This is a genomic window from Acinetobacter sp. UBA1297, from assembly GCF_002307755.1.
GTDB lineage: Bacteria > Pseudomonadota > Gammaproteobacteria > Pseudomonadales > Moraxellaceae > Acinetobacter > Acinetobacter radioresistens.
In genome coordinates this window covers 139,218-154,353 of record NZ_DBUF01000013.1, presented here as the reverse complement: position 1 = coordinate 154,353, position 15,136 = coordinate 139,218, and the positions used below count along the sequence as shown (strand labels likewise).

Annotated in this window: 17 protein-coding genes and 1 pseudogene (1 of these 18 running past the window's edge); 11 read left to right on the top strand and 7 right to left on the bottom strand. The window is 37.5% G+C overall.

Annotated elements, in window-relative coordinates; translation table 11 throughout:
• Positions 1-11 precede the first annotated feature (11 nt).
• Both B3R63_RS06165 and tusD read right to left on the bottom strand, forming a co-directional pair.
• Positions 12-362, bottom strand: coding sequence for a hypothetical protein (locus tag B3R63_RS06165; protein ID WP_005025766.1), 351 nt, complete (start codon positions 360-362; stop codon positions 12-14).
• A 43-nt stretch (positions 363-405) separates the two neighbouring features.
• Positions 406-774, bottom strand: coding sequence for a sulfurtransferase complex subunit TusD (gene tusD / locus B3R63_RS06160; RefSeq protein WP_005014468.1), 369 nt, complete (start codon positions 772-774; stop codon positions 406-408).
• 87 nt (positions 775-861) lie between these two features.
• Between tusD and B3R63_RS06155 the strand changes: the two genes are divergently transcribed.
• Together B3R63_RS06155 and fumC are read left to right on the top strand one after the other, a co-directional pair.
• Complete coding sequence (locus B3R63_RS06155) at positions 862-1,869, top strand: NAD-dependent epimerase/dehydratase family protein (RefSeq protein WP_286729161.1); 1,008 nt, start codon at positions 862-864, stop codon at positions 1,867-1,869.
• A gap of 124 nt (positions 1,870-1,993) precedes the next feature.
• Positions 1,994-3,388 carry a class II fumarate hydratase gene (gene fumC / locus B3R63_RS06150; RefSeq protein WP_286729160.1) on the top strand — a complete coding sequence of 465 codons (1,395 nt, stop codon included), beginning with the start codon at positions 1,994-1,996 and terminating at the stop codon, positions 3,386-3,388.
• Positions 3,389-4,060: 672 nt separating this feature from the next.
• Here the strand turns inward: fumC and B3R63_RS06145 are convergent.
• Positions 4,061-4,243, bottom strand: a pseudogene (locus B3R63_RS06145) (DMT family transporter); the annotation flags it as partial.
• Between the two features lie 392 nt (positions 4,244-4,635).
• Here B3R63_RS06145 and B3R63_RS06140 point away from each other — a divergent pair.
• The gene (locus B3R63_RS06140) at positions 4,636-5,112 is read left to right on the top strand and encodes a GNAT family N-acetyltransferase (RefSeq protein ID WP_286729159.1); all 477 of its coding nucleotides are present in this window, start codon (positions 4,636-4,638) and stop codon (positions 5,110-5,112) included.
• Positions 5,113-5,294: 182 nt separating this feature from the next.
• Here the strand turns inward: B3R63_RS06140 and B3R63_RS06135 are convergent, their stop codons facing one another.
• Positions 5,295-5,651 carry a hypothetical protein gene (locus B3R63_RS06135; RefSeq protein WP_005025774.1) on the bottom strand — a complete coding sequence of 119 codons (357 nt, stop codon included), beginning with the start codon at positions 5,649-5,651 and terminating at the stop codon, positions 5,295-5,297.
• A gap of 1,082 nt (positions 5,652-6,733) precedes the next feature.
• A complete protein-coding gene (locus tag B3R63_RS06130) occupies positions 6,734-6,946 on the bottom strand; it encodes a hypothetical protein (RefSeq protein ID WP_005405582.1) in 213 nt (70 codons plus the stop codon).
• 551 nt (positions 6,947-7,497) lie between these two features.
• Here B3R63_RS06130 and B3R63_RS06125 point away from each other — a divergent pair.
• Positions 7,498-7,989 (top strand): hypothetical protein, encoded by a 492-nt coding sequence (locus B3R63_RS06125; RefSeq protein ID WP_005405471.1) that lies wholly within the window; start codon positions 7,498-7,500, stop codon positions 7,987-7,989.
• 85 nt (positions 7,990-8,074) lie between these two features.
• Here B3R63_RS06125 and B3R63_RS06120 read toward each other — a convergent pair whose 3' ends face one another.
• Together B3R63_RS06120 and B3R63_RS06115 are read right to left on the bottom strand one after the other, a co-directional pair.
• Positions 8,075-9,277, bottom strand: a complete 1,203-nt coding sequence (locus tag B3R63_RS06120; protein ID WP_265761489.1) for an MFS transporter — start codon at positions 9,275-9,277, stop codon at positions 8,075-8,077.
• On the bottom strand, positions 9,274-9,711 hold the full coding sequence (locus B3R63_RS06115) for a MarR family winged helix-turn-helix transcriptional regulator (protein WP_034428629.1): 438 nt from the start codon (positions 9,709-9,711) through the stop codon (positions 9,274-9,276). The genes B3R63_RS06120 and B3R63_RS06115 overlap by 4 nt, the downstream gene beginning before the upstream one ends.
• A 268-nt stretch (positions 9,712-9,979) precedes the next feature.
• Here B3R63_RS06115 and B3R63_RS06110 point away from each other — a divergent pair, with 268 nt between their 5' ends.
• From B3R63_RS06110 to B3R63_RS06080, 7 genes are all read left to right on the top strand, one after another.
• On the top strand, positions 9,980-10,414 hold the full coding sequence (locus B3R63_RS06110; protein WP_248130792.1) for a DUF2946 family protein: 435 nt from the start codon (positions 9,980-9,982) through the stop codon (positions 10,412-10,414).
• A gap of 283 nt (positions 10,415-10,697) precedes the next feature.
• Positions 10,698-12,143, top strand: coding sequence for a cytochrome ubiquinol oxidase subunit I (locus B3R63_RS06105; protein ID WP_286729157.1), 1,446 nt, complete (start codon positions 10,698-10,700; stop codon positions 12,141-12,143).
• Positions 12,136-13,140 (top strand): cytochrome d ubiquinol oxidase subunit II, encoded by a 1,005-nt coding sequence (gene cydB, locus B3R63_RS06100; RefSeq protein WP_005405641.1) that lies wholly within the window; start codon positions 12,136-12,138, stop codon positions 13,138-13,140. The genes B3R63_RS06105 and cydB overlap by 8 nt, the downstream gene beginning before the upstream one ends.
• 16 nt (positions 13,141-13,156) lie before the next feature.
• Entirely contained in the window at positions 13,157-13,264 is a 108-nt protein-coding gene (locus B3R63_RS06095; protein WP_005014449.1) for a hypothetical protein, read from the top strand.
• Positions 13,265-13,402: 138 nt separating this feature from the next.
• The gene (locus tag B3R63_RS06090; protein WP_286729156.1) at positions 13,403-14,215 is read left to right on the top strand and encodes a hypothetical protein; all 813 of its coding nucleotides are present in this window, start codon (positions 13,403-13,405) and stop codon (positions 14,213-14,215) included.
• On the top strand, positions 14,208-14,357 hold the full coding sequence (locus tag B3R63_RS06085) for a hypothetical protein (protein WP_005014443.1): 150 nt from the start codon (positions 14,208-14,210) through the stop codon (positions 14,355-14,357). Before B3R63_RS06090 ends, B3R63_RS06085 begins: the two co-directional genes overlap by 8 nt.
• Positions 14,358-14,410: 53 nt before the next feature.
• A protein-coding gene (locus tag B3R63_RS06080) for an aminotransferase class I/II-fold pyridoxal phosphate-dependent enzyme (protein WP_286729154.1) crosses the window boundary here: on the top strand, positions 14,411-15,136 show its 5' portion. Its footprint extends 81 nt past the window's final position; 726 of the gene's 807 nt are visible here — the first part of the coding sequence; the start codon lies at positions 14,411-14,413; its stop codon lies beyond the right edge, outside the window.

Genomic DNA, 15,136 nt, shown 5'->3' with positions numbered 1-15,136 from the left:
ACTCGTGAAAATTACCAATACAGAACATGATCAAAAGAGCGGATGAATTCCGCATCAAACTTTACAATTTGAATTTCCTGCTGAGTATTTTTTACAAAAGAAGAGTTTTGGTCTTCTTCCTCTATAAGTACAGGTGTTAAATCATAAAATTCAAAACTATCTAACAGATTTGAAGCAATCTTGAAGGCATGGCGTAACTGGTCAAATTCTAATTTGGAGCGTAATAGAGTGAGAGCTGCATCTTGCAGTAACACTTTGACTTGACAGCCAAAAGTCGCCAAAACCATTGTGGCTGAAAGGCTTTCATGTATCTGTAAACTACCAAGGTTAGGCTGGGTTAATATAACAAGTACAGTTCTCACACAATTCACCTTTTAAAAGCAACAATCTATTGAAAATAACAACTTAGAATTGAATTAAACGTTGAGCAGACTGTACGGCATCTGCCAGTTCACCTAATCCAACCAGTTCAAATCCCTGAGCAAGGTTGTATTGACTGATCTGATGACGCTGTGCATTCTGCTCATCAGTAATGCCACGTGCTAGTGCTGCACTGACACATACCGGTAAGCGAATATTTAGTTTTTGCCACTCGTGAGTCAAACTGCGCTGATCATCTGGTAACCATTGCAAGCTATTGGCTACCATTACACCATCTTGGTAAAAAAATACACGAAAGTTTTCATCTTTAGTTTTTAAGGCCTGAGCAAGACCAAGTGCATGCCAGGCATATATTGAAGTCGGAGCAGAGGTAATTAGTAGTAAGGTACTCATTAAATATTCATTCGGTTTAGATCAGTGATTTGTTTCGATCAGGGTTATGACGGAGCAATACGCATCATCATTTAAGGGTAGTATACAATGATTTTAGTGACTGGTGGTTTAGGCTTTATCGGCTCGCATGTAGTTTTAAACTTGCTAGCTCAAGGGCAAGAGGTCATTATTGTTGATAATCTGGCCAATGCTAATTTGCAAACTCTGGAAAGACTTGAATACATTTCCGGAATGTATGTGCCATTTGTAAAAATTGATGTACGTAATACGCCTGCCCTGAATAAAGTTTTTGAACAGTATTCAGTTGATGCTGTGATTCATGCTGCTGCATTCAAGTCTCTTGAAGAATCTAGATTAAAACCACTTGAATATTACAATGATAATGTCAGTTGTATTATGAGTTTGTTACGTTCAATGCAGCGCACAGGTGTCCGCTCTCTAGTACATTTATCTTCTTTGGCCGTATATGGTAAATCCGGTTTGGATCTCACAGAAGATGAGCAATTTAACTATACCTATCCAAATCCTTATATTAAATCTCAACAGATGGTTGAAGAAATTATTTATGATACTTATAAAACAGATAATGAATGGAAAATAGCTGTTTTAAGGCTGGGTAATGTGGCGGGAGCTTTTGAACACGGAGTTTTAGGTGAATATGTGACACCTTTACCCAAAAACATTATGCCGATGGCTATGCAGGCCGCAGCAATGCAACGGGAATATATTGAATTACAGCGTCATGCAAATACAGAGGATCAGACTGTAGAGCGAAGTTTTTTACATGTACTTGATGCATGTGATGCAATAATTTCTAGTTTGCTCTGGCTGCAAAATCAATATCATTGTTGTGAAGCATTTAATATTGCCGGAGAGAAAGTAGTTTCTATACAAGCTCTATTAGATCAGGTAGCGACTTATACTCAATCAGACATTCGTACCATCGATGCAACCCATAAACTCGATGAGCTTGAACAGTTAGGTGCTAATTTGAATAAAGCTAGAATTCAGCTTCAGTGGGGACCTAAACGCACCTTGAAACAGATGATTGAGGATGAGTGGCGTTTTTATCAGAATACACTACAAGGGCAATAATTAATTTAATAAAAATGATTATTATTTATATAAAGGTGATTATTGCTTAGCATAATAGATTACGAGCAGTTTTAAATGATTGAACCAATATATTCTTAATTCAGTACAAAGATAGAGGACGTTTATGCAAACTCGAATCGAACACGACACTATGGGTGAGGTTGAAGTCCCGAATGAAGCTTTATGGGGAGCTCAAACACAGCGCAGTTTGCAGAACTTTAAAATTGGACAGGAACGTCTGCCGCGTCCTATGATTCGTGCAATGGGGCTGGTTAAAAAGGCGGCAGCAATGACCAATGCCGAACTTGGCCAGATCACAGATGAAATTTCTGGTTATATCGTTGGTGCTGCTGAAGAGGTGATTGAAGGTAAATGGGATGCCCAGTTTCCGCTAGTTGTATGGCAAACTGGCTCAGGCACCCAGAGTAATATGAACTGTAATGAGGTAATTGCCAATATTGCCAACCAGAAATTGGGAAATGCTTTAGGTTCACAAAAGCCGGTTCATCCAAACGATCATGTAAATCGGGCCCAATCTACTAATGATTCATTTCCGACTGCAATTCATGTAGCAGCCAGTTTGCAAATTAATGAACTTCTTATACCGGCGGTCACCAGATTAAAAGATACCTTAGAACGAAAATCTGAAGAATTTAAAGATATTGTTAAGATTGGTCGTACCCATTTGCAGGATGCAACCCCCTTAACGTTAGGTCAAGAATTTAGTGGCTATGTATCACAGTTAGATCATGGATTAAAACGTCTGAATCAGGCTCTTGAAGGATTGTACGAATTGCCACTAGGGGGTACGGCAGTAGGAACAGGTTTAAATGCTCATCCCCAATATGCTGAAAAAGCTGCAACGCGACTGTCACAGTTCACCGGCTTGCCTTTTATCACAGCCCCTAACAAATTTGAGGCTTTGGCAGGCCGTGATGCAGCTGTATTTGCATCAGGTGCTTTAAAGACGCTTGCTACAAGCCTAAACAAGATTGCTAATGATATTCGCTGGCTGGCAAGTGGGCCACGTTGTGGCTTGGGAGAGTTATATATTCCTGAAAATGAACCGGGCTCAAGTATTATGCCTGGAAAAGTGAACCCGACCCAAAGTGAAGCTATGACTATGGTGGTTGCTCAGGTATTGGGCAATGACACTACAATTAATATTGCTGGAGCTTCAGGGAACTTTGAGTTAAATGTTTTTATGCCAGTGATTGCATTCAATTTATTACAATCAGTCCAGCTTCTAGGTGATGCATGTAATAGTTTTAATGATAACTGTGCACTAGGTATAGAGCCAAATCGTGAAAAAATAGATTATTTCTTGCATAACTCGCTTATGCTTGTGACGGCTTTAAATCCAGTGATTGGATATGAAAATGCGGCCAAAGTAGCTAAAACAGCTTATAAACAAGGAAAGACACTAAAGCAGGTTGCTGTAGAACTTAATCTGGTCACTGAACAGCAATTTGATGAAGTGGTCAGACCGGAAAAAATGGTTTCACCAAATACTAAGTAATCCAGATAGGATTATTTTCTAGCCAATTAAACATCGGCAGTTTTTACAGGCGAATAAATTCGTCCAATAGGTATTAACTGCTAATGATGATTTTTTTGGATATATATTAATTTCCAAGAAAGATATAACAGCTATTTTTCATAATATTTATATGATTAATTTTACTTAAAAATTTGCTCAAATCGCTACTTAGGAACCTATATAAAATAAATGATTATGATCTGGCTTTGCTGGCTACTTTCCTGTTATTTTAGCCAATAAATAAGCTATAAGAATAAGAGCGGGCTTATTTTTTTATTCATATCAAAGGGAAGATCAATCCCAATATCTGCATCATTTCAGATAAGTTTATGCCTTGAAGTATATATTTCTGTCATTTTTTTGGTTGTATGGCCTGCGAGAGTTTGGACTAATTTTCCAGCTTTCTTATACAAGGGAATGGAAGTATAGGTATTTCATGAAAGCTTGGTAAGTGCCGACTACTTAATCCAAGATATACAATGACTTGCTTAATCGCTGTTAAAAATGTTCTTGATAGATATTGTGTCGTGTGAAGCAGAATTCTTGCTAGATTTAAGGCTTAAAATCCCCAACTTATGTTCGAAGCTTGATAACTCTGCTCAATGTTACCAGCAATTTCTACACTCAGATCATTACACCAATGCCTGTCTAGATGGTGTAAGCCGTACCAAGGGAAAGGGTGCGCATTGAATAGGCAAGCACACCAAAACTAAGAACCATAAAGAAAAGGGTAATAATACTAGGGATGAGTTTAATAAAAACTGCTGATAGCTTCATTGAATACACCCAGACAATCTCAGAGATACCTGCAAGAATCAGAATAACCCATGCCATAATCGCTAACTTTAAATAGTGATCAGCTCGTCCCGACAAGTGTAAACTGGTGCAGCTTAGTTTAAAATGCACCAGTAGAAGTCGTCTACTTTGAATATAATAAGTGGACCTTAAAGTAAAACTAATAAGAGAATAGTAAAAGGGGTATTGCTTACTCAATATATGCTTGAATAAAAATAATAAAAACACAGGACTAGTATGGATATAATAACAAGATAATTGAGTTTAGTTAGCCCTAATTTTACTGTTATCTATCCTCTTAACGAAAAGAAAGGTGAGGGTTATTTTTTCATCTAAATTTACTTTTAATTAAAACCGGATAGACACTGTGTCAAATGGCTATGTACAATCTGGGTTGTTGAGATTATTCATGCCACCATTGGATACTTATAATGCTAAGGATAGAACGTATTGATCCCCAATCGAAAGCGTGGCAGGATTTTATTGTATTGTGCTGTGAATATTTTCAGCGTCACTGGCCGACTGTCTACACTAATAATAGTGAAACCAAAATTCAAGAACTGATCTCATCCGATTTGAAGCAACGATTTAGGCAGGGAGATCGAGGATTTTTTATTATGTATCTCAACGATGAACCTGTTGCCATTGCTAATGCCTGGCTTGGCAAAGATGATGATATTATCCTAAATGTTGCAGAGTTTTATGTCCGTGATGAATACCATCGGCATGGTTTTGGAAAAGCGCTATGGCGGAATGTAATAAGTTGGGGGCAGAGTCTTGGCGCCGTTCTTGTCGAACTTGAAACCGATGAGCTTAAACCCGCAAATTTTTTCTGGAAATCTCTAGGACTTACTGTGATTCATACCGCTCCAAGGCTTCGCTATAGCTTGACCCTCGTTAATAAGTAATAGATTAATTATTAACTGTTTATTAGCTCTTAGTTACCTGTATTTGTAAAGCTGAGGTGGCATCCTCATAAATTACAGTTTATTCTATAATCCTTAAAATAGTGCTTATAAGTGTAAATAAAATAGATTTGGTTCAACGCTAGCTAGAAGATCAGCTAATTAACGAATAAGCGAGTCTGGTATTACTCGTTACAGATTACCTTATCTTTCTGAACATAATAGTTTAAGGCAATTTTCATATCTTGAAGGAGTTTAGGCTCAGTATACTCATTTGGTGAGAGCTTTAGTAAAGCCGGTATATACTCATTTTTATAAACAGCAGGGTAGTCTTTACAGATGATCTGGGTGCGCTGTTCCTGTGATGTATTAGGATGATCAAGCTGGTCCAGAAAGTCTGTGATTTTTTTATCTGCCTGATCAAATTCTGTTGTTACTGCAGGTTCATTCGAAGGCTCAGCAGCCATAGGCTGTTCTGGTTGTTTTTGACATGCAGTAATGGTTAAAGTGAAAAGAAGGATAAGGACTACTTCTGTTTTCATCGAGGTTTGTCTTTAATTAAAGCTTGCTAATTATAAATTTTAGTTTGTAAAAAAGAAACTTTAAAAAAATTTATTCTTTGATTTAAAATAAAAATATAGAATTGAATGTGTAAGCTTTTACTGAGATGATTTTTGGAGCTCATATCCTGCATAATAAAATCAGAAATCATATGGATGCAAGAGGTGCGGGTTTCTTGAGTATGTTGCTAAGTATCTTTTTATTTAATTTTTCAGAATTCTATTTAAAAGAAAAACCTACCGTTGAAGGTGGAAAGTATTAAGAATATTCAACTTGCTAGAAATTTAGATAGAGGCTGAACCTTATTATAACCAGAAAAAATCATCTATTCTGATTTAGACTAATCATTCTCTAAATCATCAATAATCTTATTGAATGAAATATCACTATTAAGGTTTTTAGTCTCAATCATTTTCTGGATTGAGCATTCTTCTTATTTTATCCGCTTTAATATAATCAATAAATGTCGCATGGTGAGCAAAGTTGAAATCATATTTCTATCCTAAATGTCCTATAAGTTTAGGACTAACTTCAATAGATGAAAACTTTCTTTCAAAAACCACTCTTATAGAAGTTAAAATATCCTCTATAGCTTGAAGTCTTCTAGACCTATATTGGTAATTAATTAGTTTACTAAGAAGTTCAGTATACTCAATAACTTTAAAGTCGAGTTGTTTAATGGAGAATCCTGCCATTAGATAACCATTTTCAATAAATGTAGATTTGTGTGATTTACAGAAATATTTAATCTTATCTAGAGCATTAAACTTATCAAAATATAAAGATTCTTCAAAGAGGAAAAAATTAGAGAAAAAGTAAAGCCGCAACTCCCCCGCAAGCGGTTCTATTAGACCATTTGACCTGGTTTACAAATTGATATTTTTAGCAAAAAGTTGAAGCCAATTTTGCCATTTATCAAATTCTCTGCTAATTCATAAATATCAATACTTAACTCTTATAAAAAACTGACTTGTATTCCTTTTTTAGGAAAATCTAAGCAGCATTACTAGAGTACTGTGTCTAACACACTCTCTTATTTAGTTATTTTCTATCCTAATATTCATCATTCCCTATCATCCATCAGCTTTCTAAAGTCTGAGTCCGGAAACTCAATCACATGTAGGCACTTACCATATAGACGTAAATAATATTCACGTACAGTAGGCTTATGGTACTTTTCCTGGTCTTCTGCGGCTTCGACCTCGGCTATGTATTTCATAAGCTCAAAAGCCACTTGTTCTTTTGCCGTATGGCAAATTTCAGATTTGGTGGTCATTCTTTTTATTCTCCATAAATATTGAAATAGAGTGGCTTCACAATTAACAGGCTTTATTGACTATTTATATGTCAATTATAATTTTATTATGCCGAATATTTGAATATTTAACACCCGAAATTTAACTACCATCTTTATAGATGAGATTTGCCAAACCCCGCCAATCACCTTGAATTGTTGTTCTTCTATTTCCTCAGCAGTTAATAAAACTTCTGGTACTTCGTAATATTATCCGAAACAATCCTGACTGCACTCATCGGCAGAGGTTGTAAAGCCCAACATGACTAAATTTGCGCACATTGATCATAAAAAGAGAATGATGTGAGATGTCTAGCTAATTAATAAACACTAGAGCGTAATACATGCAAGAGTAACCCCCCAACTGAGGGCTTTTTATAAGTTCAATCATTGGCCAAATAACATTGAATTAGTTGGCATAATTGCTAAAATGCAAACTGCTTTTTAATACTGTTTTGCAATTATTTAGCTAAAGTTTTGCTGGGTAAAATTTAAGCGATTATAAAACAGTAACTTATTTATGGAAATTTTTAATGCTTGATATTTATTTAACAGATGTTCAGAAACAAGTGCAATTTAAAGATTATCCGGGTGAACATCCAGTTAAATTTATTCTGAATTTTAAAAAGATCTTTCCTAGCGTGATGGAGCTGATTTTACCAGTTTTACCGGATGATGAAGATCTGGAAAAAATGACTTGGGAATCAACAACCCAAGATTTTGAACTATTCAAGAAACTTTTGAATGGCTGGGGAATCATTGAGTTACGTTTAGGTGCTATTGCCAAATTTAAAGATAAAAAATTTGCAGATCAGTTAGTTAAAAAGGCCCAAGCAAAACGTAAAGCTTTATCATTAGAGCATCCTGAGTTATCAGATATAGATTTAGATTATCTATTTATGCATGAAATCCATGCTTTGATTGATGCCGAACTGGTAGAAGTGGGTGAAAAATTTTATTTACCTGTTTTACGTGATAGCTGGAAATCACTTGTTTCAGACCGGGTTTTAATGGCAAAGCTATAATTTAAAAATGATTGAGAAAGGATAGCAACAGCTATCCTTCTTATTTAAAGATAATTTATTCTTAAAATCAGAATAGAAAATTATTCTATAAGTTTACTGTTTTAAATGGTGCGCGTACCTTGCGACCATGCAGCAGATAATATAGGACAATGCAAATAAGAGCCAGAAGACTGCTTATAAAATATAACTGCGAGTAGTTTATATATTCCAGTAATTTTCCGAGTATATAAGGCCCAAATCCCAACCCTGCATCCAGAAAAATAAAAAAGGTTGAGGTAGCAAGTCCCATGCGCTCTAAACTGGTACTTTTAACAGCAATGGTCTGACACACTGACTGAATATTTCCAAAACCTAATCCTAGTAAACCCGCACAAATTAGCAGCATACTTGCAGTTTGAACTTGGCTTAGCAAGAACAAGCCGAATGCTAAAATTAAAATAGCCGGATACATGATGATATTTTCACCTCTTCGGTCCATCAAAGGGCCGGTAAAAGGACGAGAAAATAGTATCGCTAATGCATACATCAGGAAAAAAATAGAAGCCGCCTTAGCCAGATCTAAACTTTTTGCATAGAAATTAATAAAGGAAAGAACACCTGAATAGCAGACTGAAGTTAATAGTACAATAATGGCAATCGGCACAGCACGCGGCTCAATAAACTGTGTAATCCAGCTAGATTTTGGAGGTGAAGCTGTTGCTGTTTCCTGTCTGCTTACTAAGTTGGGCATTTTTATACCTAGAGCAGTAAACAGGCAGCAGAATGCAATTATGCTTGAGAATATAAAAATTACATTATAATCAAAATTTAAACTAAGCCAGATTCCTAGAAATGGTCCGATAGCAGTGCCCAAGGTGCTGCTCATACTATAATAACCAATACCTTCACCACGGCGAGACACTGGTAAAATCTGTGCAATCAGGGTTCCTAGAACAGTAGAAGCTACACCCATTGTGAAACCATGAATAGCACGTACAAATAGTAAAAAGCCAATACCATATTCTATAAAATAAAGGCCAGAAAACAGGAAAAATCCACTCAGGCCAGTAAGCAAAGTAAGCCTGTGTCCAAATCGAGATAAAAATTTTCCAATCAGCAGGCGCCCAAATAAGGTTCCTACAATATAAAGACCAGAAATCAGACCTGCCTGTGCGGTGGAAGCACCTAGTTCAGCGACTGCATAACCTACAATAACCACTATTAGAAGATAGAAAACCAGAATAAGCTGAAAGTTAATAGCACTGGCCAGAATAAAATTTCGGGTCCATAAGGGAGCACTGTCTTTCATATTGCACCTCTTTTGGAGTCTTGAAGTTGCTTCAACACTAATTCCAGCGTGGCTTTTACAAGTGCCAGTTGTTCTGGTTCAATGTGCCGAATTAATGAATATTCAAATTGATCAATACAACTGCTGCATTGTTCAAACAGGGATAAGCCTTTTGAAGATAAAGTTAGCATTTTTTGCCGTTTATCTTCTGTATCAATTTGCTCCAGAAGCTCAAGCTCTATCAATATATGTATTCGCTTTGCAACAGCAGGCTTGGAGATATTTAAATATTCAGCAATATCAATTGAGGTACATGAATGTTTAAAGTGAATGGTATGTAGTACCTGCCATAATGAATAATTCAAGCTGTAAGGTTCAAGAATGGTATTAATCTGATCACTCATCAATCTAGCCGAAACCAGAAGTGCAGAACGAAAAGTAGGAAGATTAGACATATAGTTAACTAGGGTAACTAAAATCTGATAATATAGTTCCGAGTTCAGTAAGAATCAAGGTCCTACTACATATCTGTTATAAGTTGTGTTTGGAAAGGTATTAAAAACAGACCACATTAAGTTTTTAACTCAGGCCACTTTCAAAATATGTTTTTATAAACTATAGTAAGGAAAGAGTGAAAGCATACACAAAAAGTTGGAATTATTTTTCAATGTTTTTCATGCTTTAGCTTATCAATCGGAAACCCGTTCAGGTCGAGATTAAGCTTTGCTATTACGTGCTGGATTGTTGCTGGCCTTGGCAACAGTATGTTTACAGATTGCAGTATTCTTGCAGCCGTTATTACCGCAGCGATATCAGGTTGCGCCAGTCTGTGAGAAAATTACTCATGTATTACTTGCGCCTCCGCACCAGCATGAGCTGTATTTTTCTTTGGATGACACATCACAGCACCGGTTTCTCTCTGATTCCCCAGTTCATGATCATGCCAGCAGTCACCATGATCCTAATCATCAATGCCAGTACTGTACAGTCTATGGGAATCTAGTTCTTCCCCCTTATTTAGATTTTAAAGAAATCCTGATTCGTATACAGATTCGTCTCATTACACTTGAACAAGTATTTCGGCATATCTATTTTAGTCTGCAAAGACTGTTCCTGCTTCCGCAGGGACGAGCGCCTCCTTTATATATTCCTGTCTAAATCATTAACTTAAACTTTAGGGTAATCATTACTCTAGACCAGTTTTATCTAAATTTAGAAAGAGAATAGTTATGTTATTACTATCTTCAGACGCTACAGTACGGCAAGTTAAATCTATCTTATGGATTATTACTGATATCTTGCGTACAAAACAAAACATAAAGCCACATGCTTCTTTTGAACAATCTCAGTACTGTGAATTGATAAGCTTCTTTAAGCTCCAACCTCAACTTGTGCTTAACAATAACAATACAGTGCTCTGTAGAATAATATAGGTGAAGTAATGGACTTAGGTTTAACAGCGCTTGAGCTTGCACGAATACAATTTGCCTTTACGGTTTCTTTTCATATCATTTTCCCCTCAATTACCATTGGGCTGGCAAGCTTTCTTGCTGTACTCGAATGGAGATGGTTGAGAACCCGAAATCCAATTTTTCAAGATCTTTACAAGTTCTGGATTAAGATTTTTGCTGTAGCATTCGGTATGGGCGTAGTGTCCGGTATCGTAATGAGTTATCAATTTGGTACCAACTGGAGTGAATTCTCACGTTTTGCAGGTGGTGTCACCGGGCCATTGCTGACCTATGAAGTGTTAACCGCATTTTTCCTTGAAGCTGGTTTCTTGGGTATTATGTTGTTTGGCTGGGGCAGGGTTGGTCCTAAAGCCCATTTCTTTGCCACTCTTATGGTCGCTCTAGGTACCTGTATCTCAATGTTCTGGATTCTGTCTTCCAATAGCTGGATGCAGACACCTGCGGGATATGCTATTGAAAATGGCATCATTGTACCGCAAGACTGGCTAGCGATTATATTTAACCCCTCATTTCCATACCGTTTATTCCATATGGGAATGGCAGCTTTTCTGGTCTCGACTTTACTGGTCTGTGCAACTGCAGCATGGCATCTGTTAAAGGGCCGTCGCGATGCTATGGTAAAAACTTCTTTCTCTATGGCACTCTGGATGTTGCTGGTGCTTGCCCCATTACAGATTTTCATTGGCGATATGCACGGTCTGAATACTTTGAAGCATCAGCCAGCAAAGATTGCCGCAATGGAAGGACATTGGGAAACCAATCATAATGAAGGCATGCCACTTTACCTGTTCGGTATTCCAGACATGGCAGCAGAAGAAACCAAATATGCGGTCGGTATTCCCAACCTGGGTAGCTTAATCCTGACTCACAGTATGGATGGCACCGTAAAAGGCCTCAAGGATTTTGCTCCAGAAGATCGTCCAAATTCTCTGGTTGTATTTTGGAGTTTCCGGATTATGGTCGGTCTGGGCATATTGATGCTGTTACTGGCTTTAGGAGGACTACTACTCCGTAAAGGTGGCCGTTTATATGAAAATAGAGGGCTACAATATTTTGCTTTAGTAATGGGACCGGCAGGATTTATAGCGCTGCTTGCTGGCTGGTTTACAACAGAAGTAGGGCGTCAGCCTTGGGTAGTATATGGCGTTATGCGGACTGCAGATGGCTTGTCGCCTGTACCGGCAAGTCAAGTTGGCCTGACACTAATCATTTTTGTGGTGGTTTATACGGTGGTATTTGGAATCGGCATTTATTATATGCTGCGTCTGATGCATAAAGGTCCGGAATTTGTTCATGCAGATCCTGTCGATCATGGCGGACCGGGTCATTTTAAAACACCAATGCGCCCACTTAGTGCGGCTACTGAAAAAACAGACACAACCGATCAAGATACAAAGGAGAAACATCATGATTGATTTATCTCTGATCTGGGTAGCCATTATTGGCTTGGGTGTATTGATGTATGTAGTAATGGACGGATTCGATCTGGGCATTGGTATCATGTTTCCCTTTATTCAAGGGGAACAGGAACGCGATGTAATGATGAATACCGTAGCTCCCGTTTGGGATGGTAATGAAACCTGGATGGTACTCGGTGGTGCAGGGTTATTCGCAGCATTTCCAATAGTCTATTCCGCCGTGCTGTCTGCATTATATATGCCCATAATTTTGATGGTTGTGTTTTTGGTTTTTCGAGGAGTGGCATTCGAGTTTCGCTTTAAAGCTAACCGGACAAAACATTTTTGGGACAAATCATTCATTTTAGGCTCTTTGCTGTCAAGTTTTTTCCAGGGTGTGATCTTGGGTGCGTATATTCAGGGAATTAAAATTGCAGATGGCCGATATATAGGTGGTGCATTAGACTGGCTAACGCCATTTTCTCTGTTCACTGGAGTAGGTGTGGTCGTAATGTACGCAACTCTGGGCTGCGGTTGGCTGATTATGAAAACTGATCATGATCTACAGCAGAAAATGTTTCATTTAATGCCAAAAATGCTAATCGCTTTACTGGTTATTTTTGCAGCTATTAGTTTATATACACCTTTTGCTCAGCCACTTATAGCAGAGCGCTGGTTTACTCAGCCGTATTTAACCTACTTCAGTCCGGTACCAATTCTTGTAGTAATCTTCACAGTTCTTGCTTTACGTGCTGTCAAGAAACAAAATGAACATAAGCCATTTATTTTTACTCTAGCGCTGGTTTTTCTGGCTTTCACTGGCTTCCTGATCAGTCTATGGCCTTACATTATTCCTTATGACGTAACGATCTGGCAGGCAGCAGCCCCACATAGCAGCCAGCTGTTTACATTGGTGGGCGCTGTAATTCTTATTCCGATTATTCTGGTTTATACCGGCTTGGCATATTGGGTATTCCGCCATAAAGTTCGGGTAGGAGATGAAGGCTACCACTAACTAGAAGGAGGTTATAATGAAGCTTTCAGAAAAGCAGTGGTTTGCAGTGTTATGGCTGGCGGGATTTTTCAGTCTGGTTTTAGTGGCCGGTCTATTTCGTGTCTTAATACAGCTTGCCTATTAATTGTACAGTTGGCAGTATAGTATTAAAAAGTGGTCTGTTTAAAACAGACCACTTCCATTTAGTGCTTCAGACCACTTTCCCAGCAGTCTTCTCTATAGTGAAGCAGTAATATTTAAGGCCGATATTTTTGGAATAAGTATGACTCCTTTGCTTGACCGAATTCTTCAGACGTTTCAAGCTACAGCTTCCGATCTTGATACTGTACTTCCTTTTTTTAATACCACTTCTGGCCAGATGATGGAGCAGAGTTTAGGCTATGCTATCTATCAGCGCCAGAATTTTCCTGAATCTTGTGAATATGTACATATAGCCCAAATTGAAAATAAGCAGGAAAAAATAGCTTATCTTTTTTCTCCATTTATTCTTGCTGTTCTCCAGTATAAGACAAGTTGTTATTTACCTGTAAGCTCCGAGTTATGGTTAGGTCATTATTTAAATATAGATAATCTTCATTTTATAAAACAAGAAAAATCTCTGGATGAAATGGGACTTTTTATTCAGATAGCACCACAGCAGTTAAACAGTGTGCAAACCAAGCTATACAGCCTATTAAGAGCTTTTCTTGATCCGAAACTTAGACAGCTGATTTTTATTGACCTTCAAAATTACGATGATAAAAATCTGAAAATGTTAGAGCAATCTCTGCATGCGAAGATTATCTATCTGCCGTTTTCTAGCAGTAAACTGCAAATAACCAGGTCAAGCTTAGCTGGCTTATTAGGCAAGAAAAAAACTCAGTCGGCGGCAGAAATATGTGAGCTCATTGCTGAGACCAATGCAGAATTACTTAGTACCTTAAATAATAGCCTAAGTATTAATAATAATTTAAAGCTTATTCAAGACCTGCTATATAGCGAACATATTCTGGAAAAAATATCTGTTTATGAAGAATTTATAGACACTATTTTTAAACATAAAACCGAATTAACCAAGAGAGCCTCTTATGTCTAAAAAATCCTCCTCCAAGTTTCCTATTATTACAGTACTGATCAGTATTTTACTTGGCTGTATGTTTTTAGGGTTCTTTTATCTGGCTGTTACTCAGGAACCGGAATATATGCCTTCATATCAGAAAAAAATGGCGAATCAGTGATAGCATTATAAAATAGTAGCCTCAGTAAATCTGGGGCTTGTTTCAGGTGACTAATGAATAATAATGAGTTTCTCCAGCGCGTTAAAAATGGGCTCAAACATAGCTCCGAAAGGCGGCTTACTCTTAAAGTCTTTCAGGTCATTAAGAATTTTTTACAAAAATCAGATTATATTCAGGAATTTAAGTTTCCCTCTAGCCGCTTCCTTTCTGAAAGTTTGGGGATTTCACGGGATACTATTGAAAAAGCGTACGAACTTTTAGAAAACGAAAAGCTGGTATATCGGGTCAAGGGTAAAGGGACTTTTAGTATTCCTTCTCAAATTCCACGTACTATTGAGGAAGAAGGCAGTTTCAGCTTGCCTGAACAATTGATTCAACTGGAGACTCTATTTTTCGACCAAAATCTGGATTTTTTCGCAGATGGTATGCCAGAGGTACGAAATTTTCCGTTTAAAAAATGGTATGACACCGAAAAACTGGCTTTAGAGCAGAACGGATTAAATATCTTTTTAAAAGATAATACTCAAGGTCTTCCATTACTCAGACAGGAAATCGCCAATCTGGTTAATACACAGCGTCATAGCCGGGTACAACCAGAAAATATACTGATCGTAAATAGTACACAGCAGGCATTATATTTATGCGGACGAGTATTATTTCACCCTAATGACCGGGTAATCATGGAAAATCCTTACTATTCCAATGCCAGTCATCTTTTTAAAATGATGGGACTAAATATACACTATTGTGATATTGATGCCCAAGGTTTAATGATTGAG

Excerpts from the sequence above, each read along its gene's own strand:
- tusD (WP_005014468.1), bottom strand. The coding sequence starts at position 774 with ATGAGTACCTTACTACTAATTACCTCTGCTCCGACTTCAATATATGCC.
- B3R63_RS06155 (WP_286729161.1), top strand. The coding sequence starts at position 862 with ATGATTTTAGTGACTGGTGGTTTAGGCTTTATCGGCTCGCATGTAGTT.
- fumC (WP_286729160.1), top strand. The coding sequence starts at position 1,994 with ATGCAAACTCGAATCGAACACGACACTATGGGTGAGGTTGAAGTCCCG.
- B3R63_RS06140 (WP_286729159.1), top strand. The coding sequence starts at position 4,636 with ATGCTAAGGATAGAACGTATTGATCCCCAATCGAAAGCGTGGCAGGAT.
- B3R63_RS06135 (WP_005025774.1), bottom strand. The coding sequence starts at position 5,651 with ATGAAAACAGAAGTAGTCCTTATCCTTCTTTTCACTTTAACCATTACT.
- B3R63_RS06130 (WP_005405582.1), bottom strand. The coding sequence starts at position 6,946 with ATGACCACCAAATCTGAAATTTGCCATACGGCAAAAGAACAAGTGGCT.
- B3R63_RS06125 (WP_005405471.1), top strand. The coding sequence starts at position 7,498 with ATGCTTGATATTTATTTAACAGATGTTCAGAAACAAGTGCAATTTAAA.
- B3R63_RS06120 (WP_265761489.1), bottom strand. The coding sequence starts at position 9,277 with ATGAAAGACAGTGCTCCCTTATGGACCCGAAATTTTATTCTGGCCAGT.
- B3R63_RS06115 (WP_034428629.1), bottom strand. The coding sequence starts at position 9,711 with ATGTCTAATCTTCCTACTTTTCGTTCTGCACTTCTGGTTTCGGCTAGA.
- B3R63_RS06105 (WP_286729157.1), top strand. The coding sequence starts at position 10,698 with ATGGACTTAGGTTTAACAGCGCTTGAGCTTGCACGAATACAATTTGCC.
- cydB (WP_005405641.1), top strand. The coding sequence starts at position 12,136 with ATGATTGATTTATCTCTGATCTGGGTAGCCATTATTGGCTTGGGTGTA.
- B3R63_RS06095 (WP_005014449.1), top strand. The coding sequence starts at position 13,157 with ATGAAGCTTTCAGAAAAGCAGTGGTTTGCAGTGTTATGGCTGGCGGGA.
- B3R63_RS06090 (WP_286729156.1), top strand. The coding sequence starts at position 13,403 with ATGACTCCTTTGCTTGACCGAATTCTTCAGACGTTTCAAGCTACAGCT.
- B3R63_RS06085 (WP_005014443.1), top strand. The coding sequence starts at position 14,208 with ATGTCTAAAAAATCCTCCTCCAAGTTTCCTATTATTACAGTACTGATC.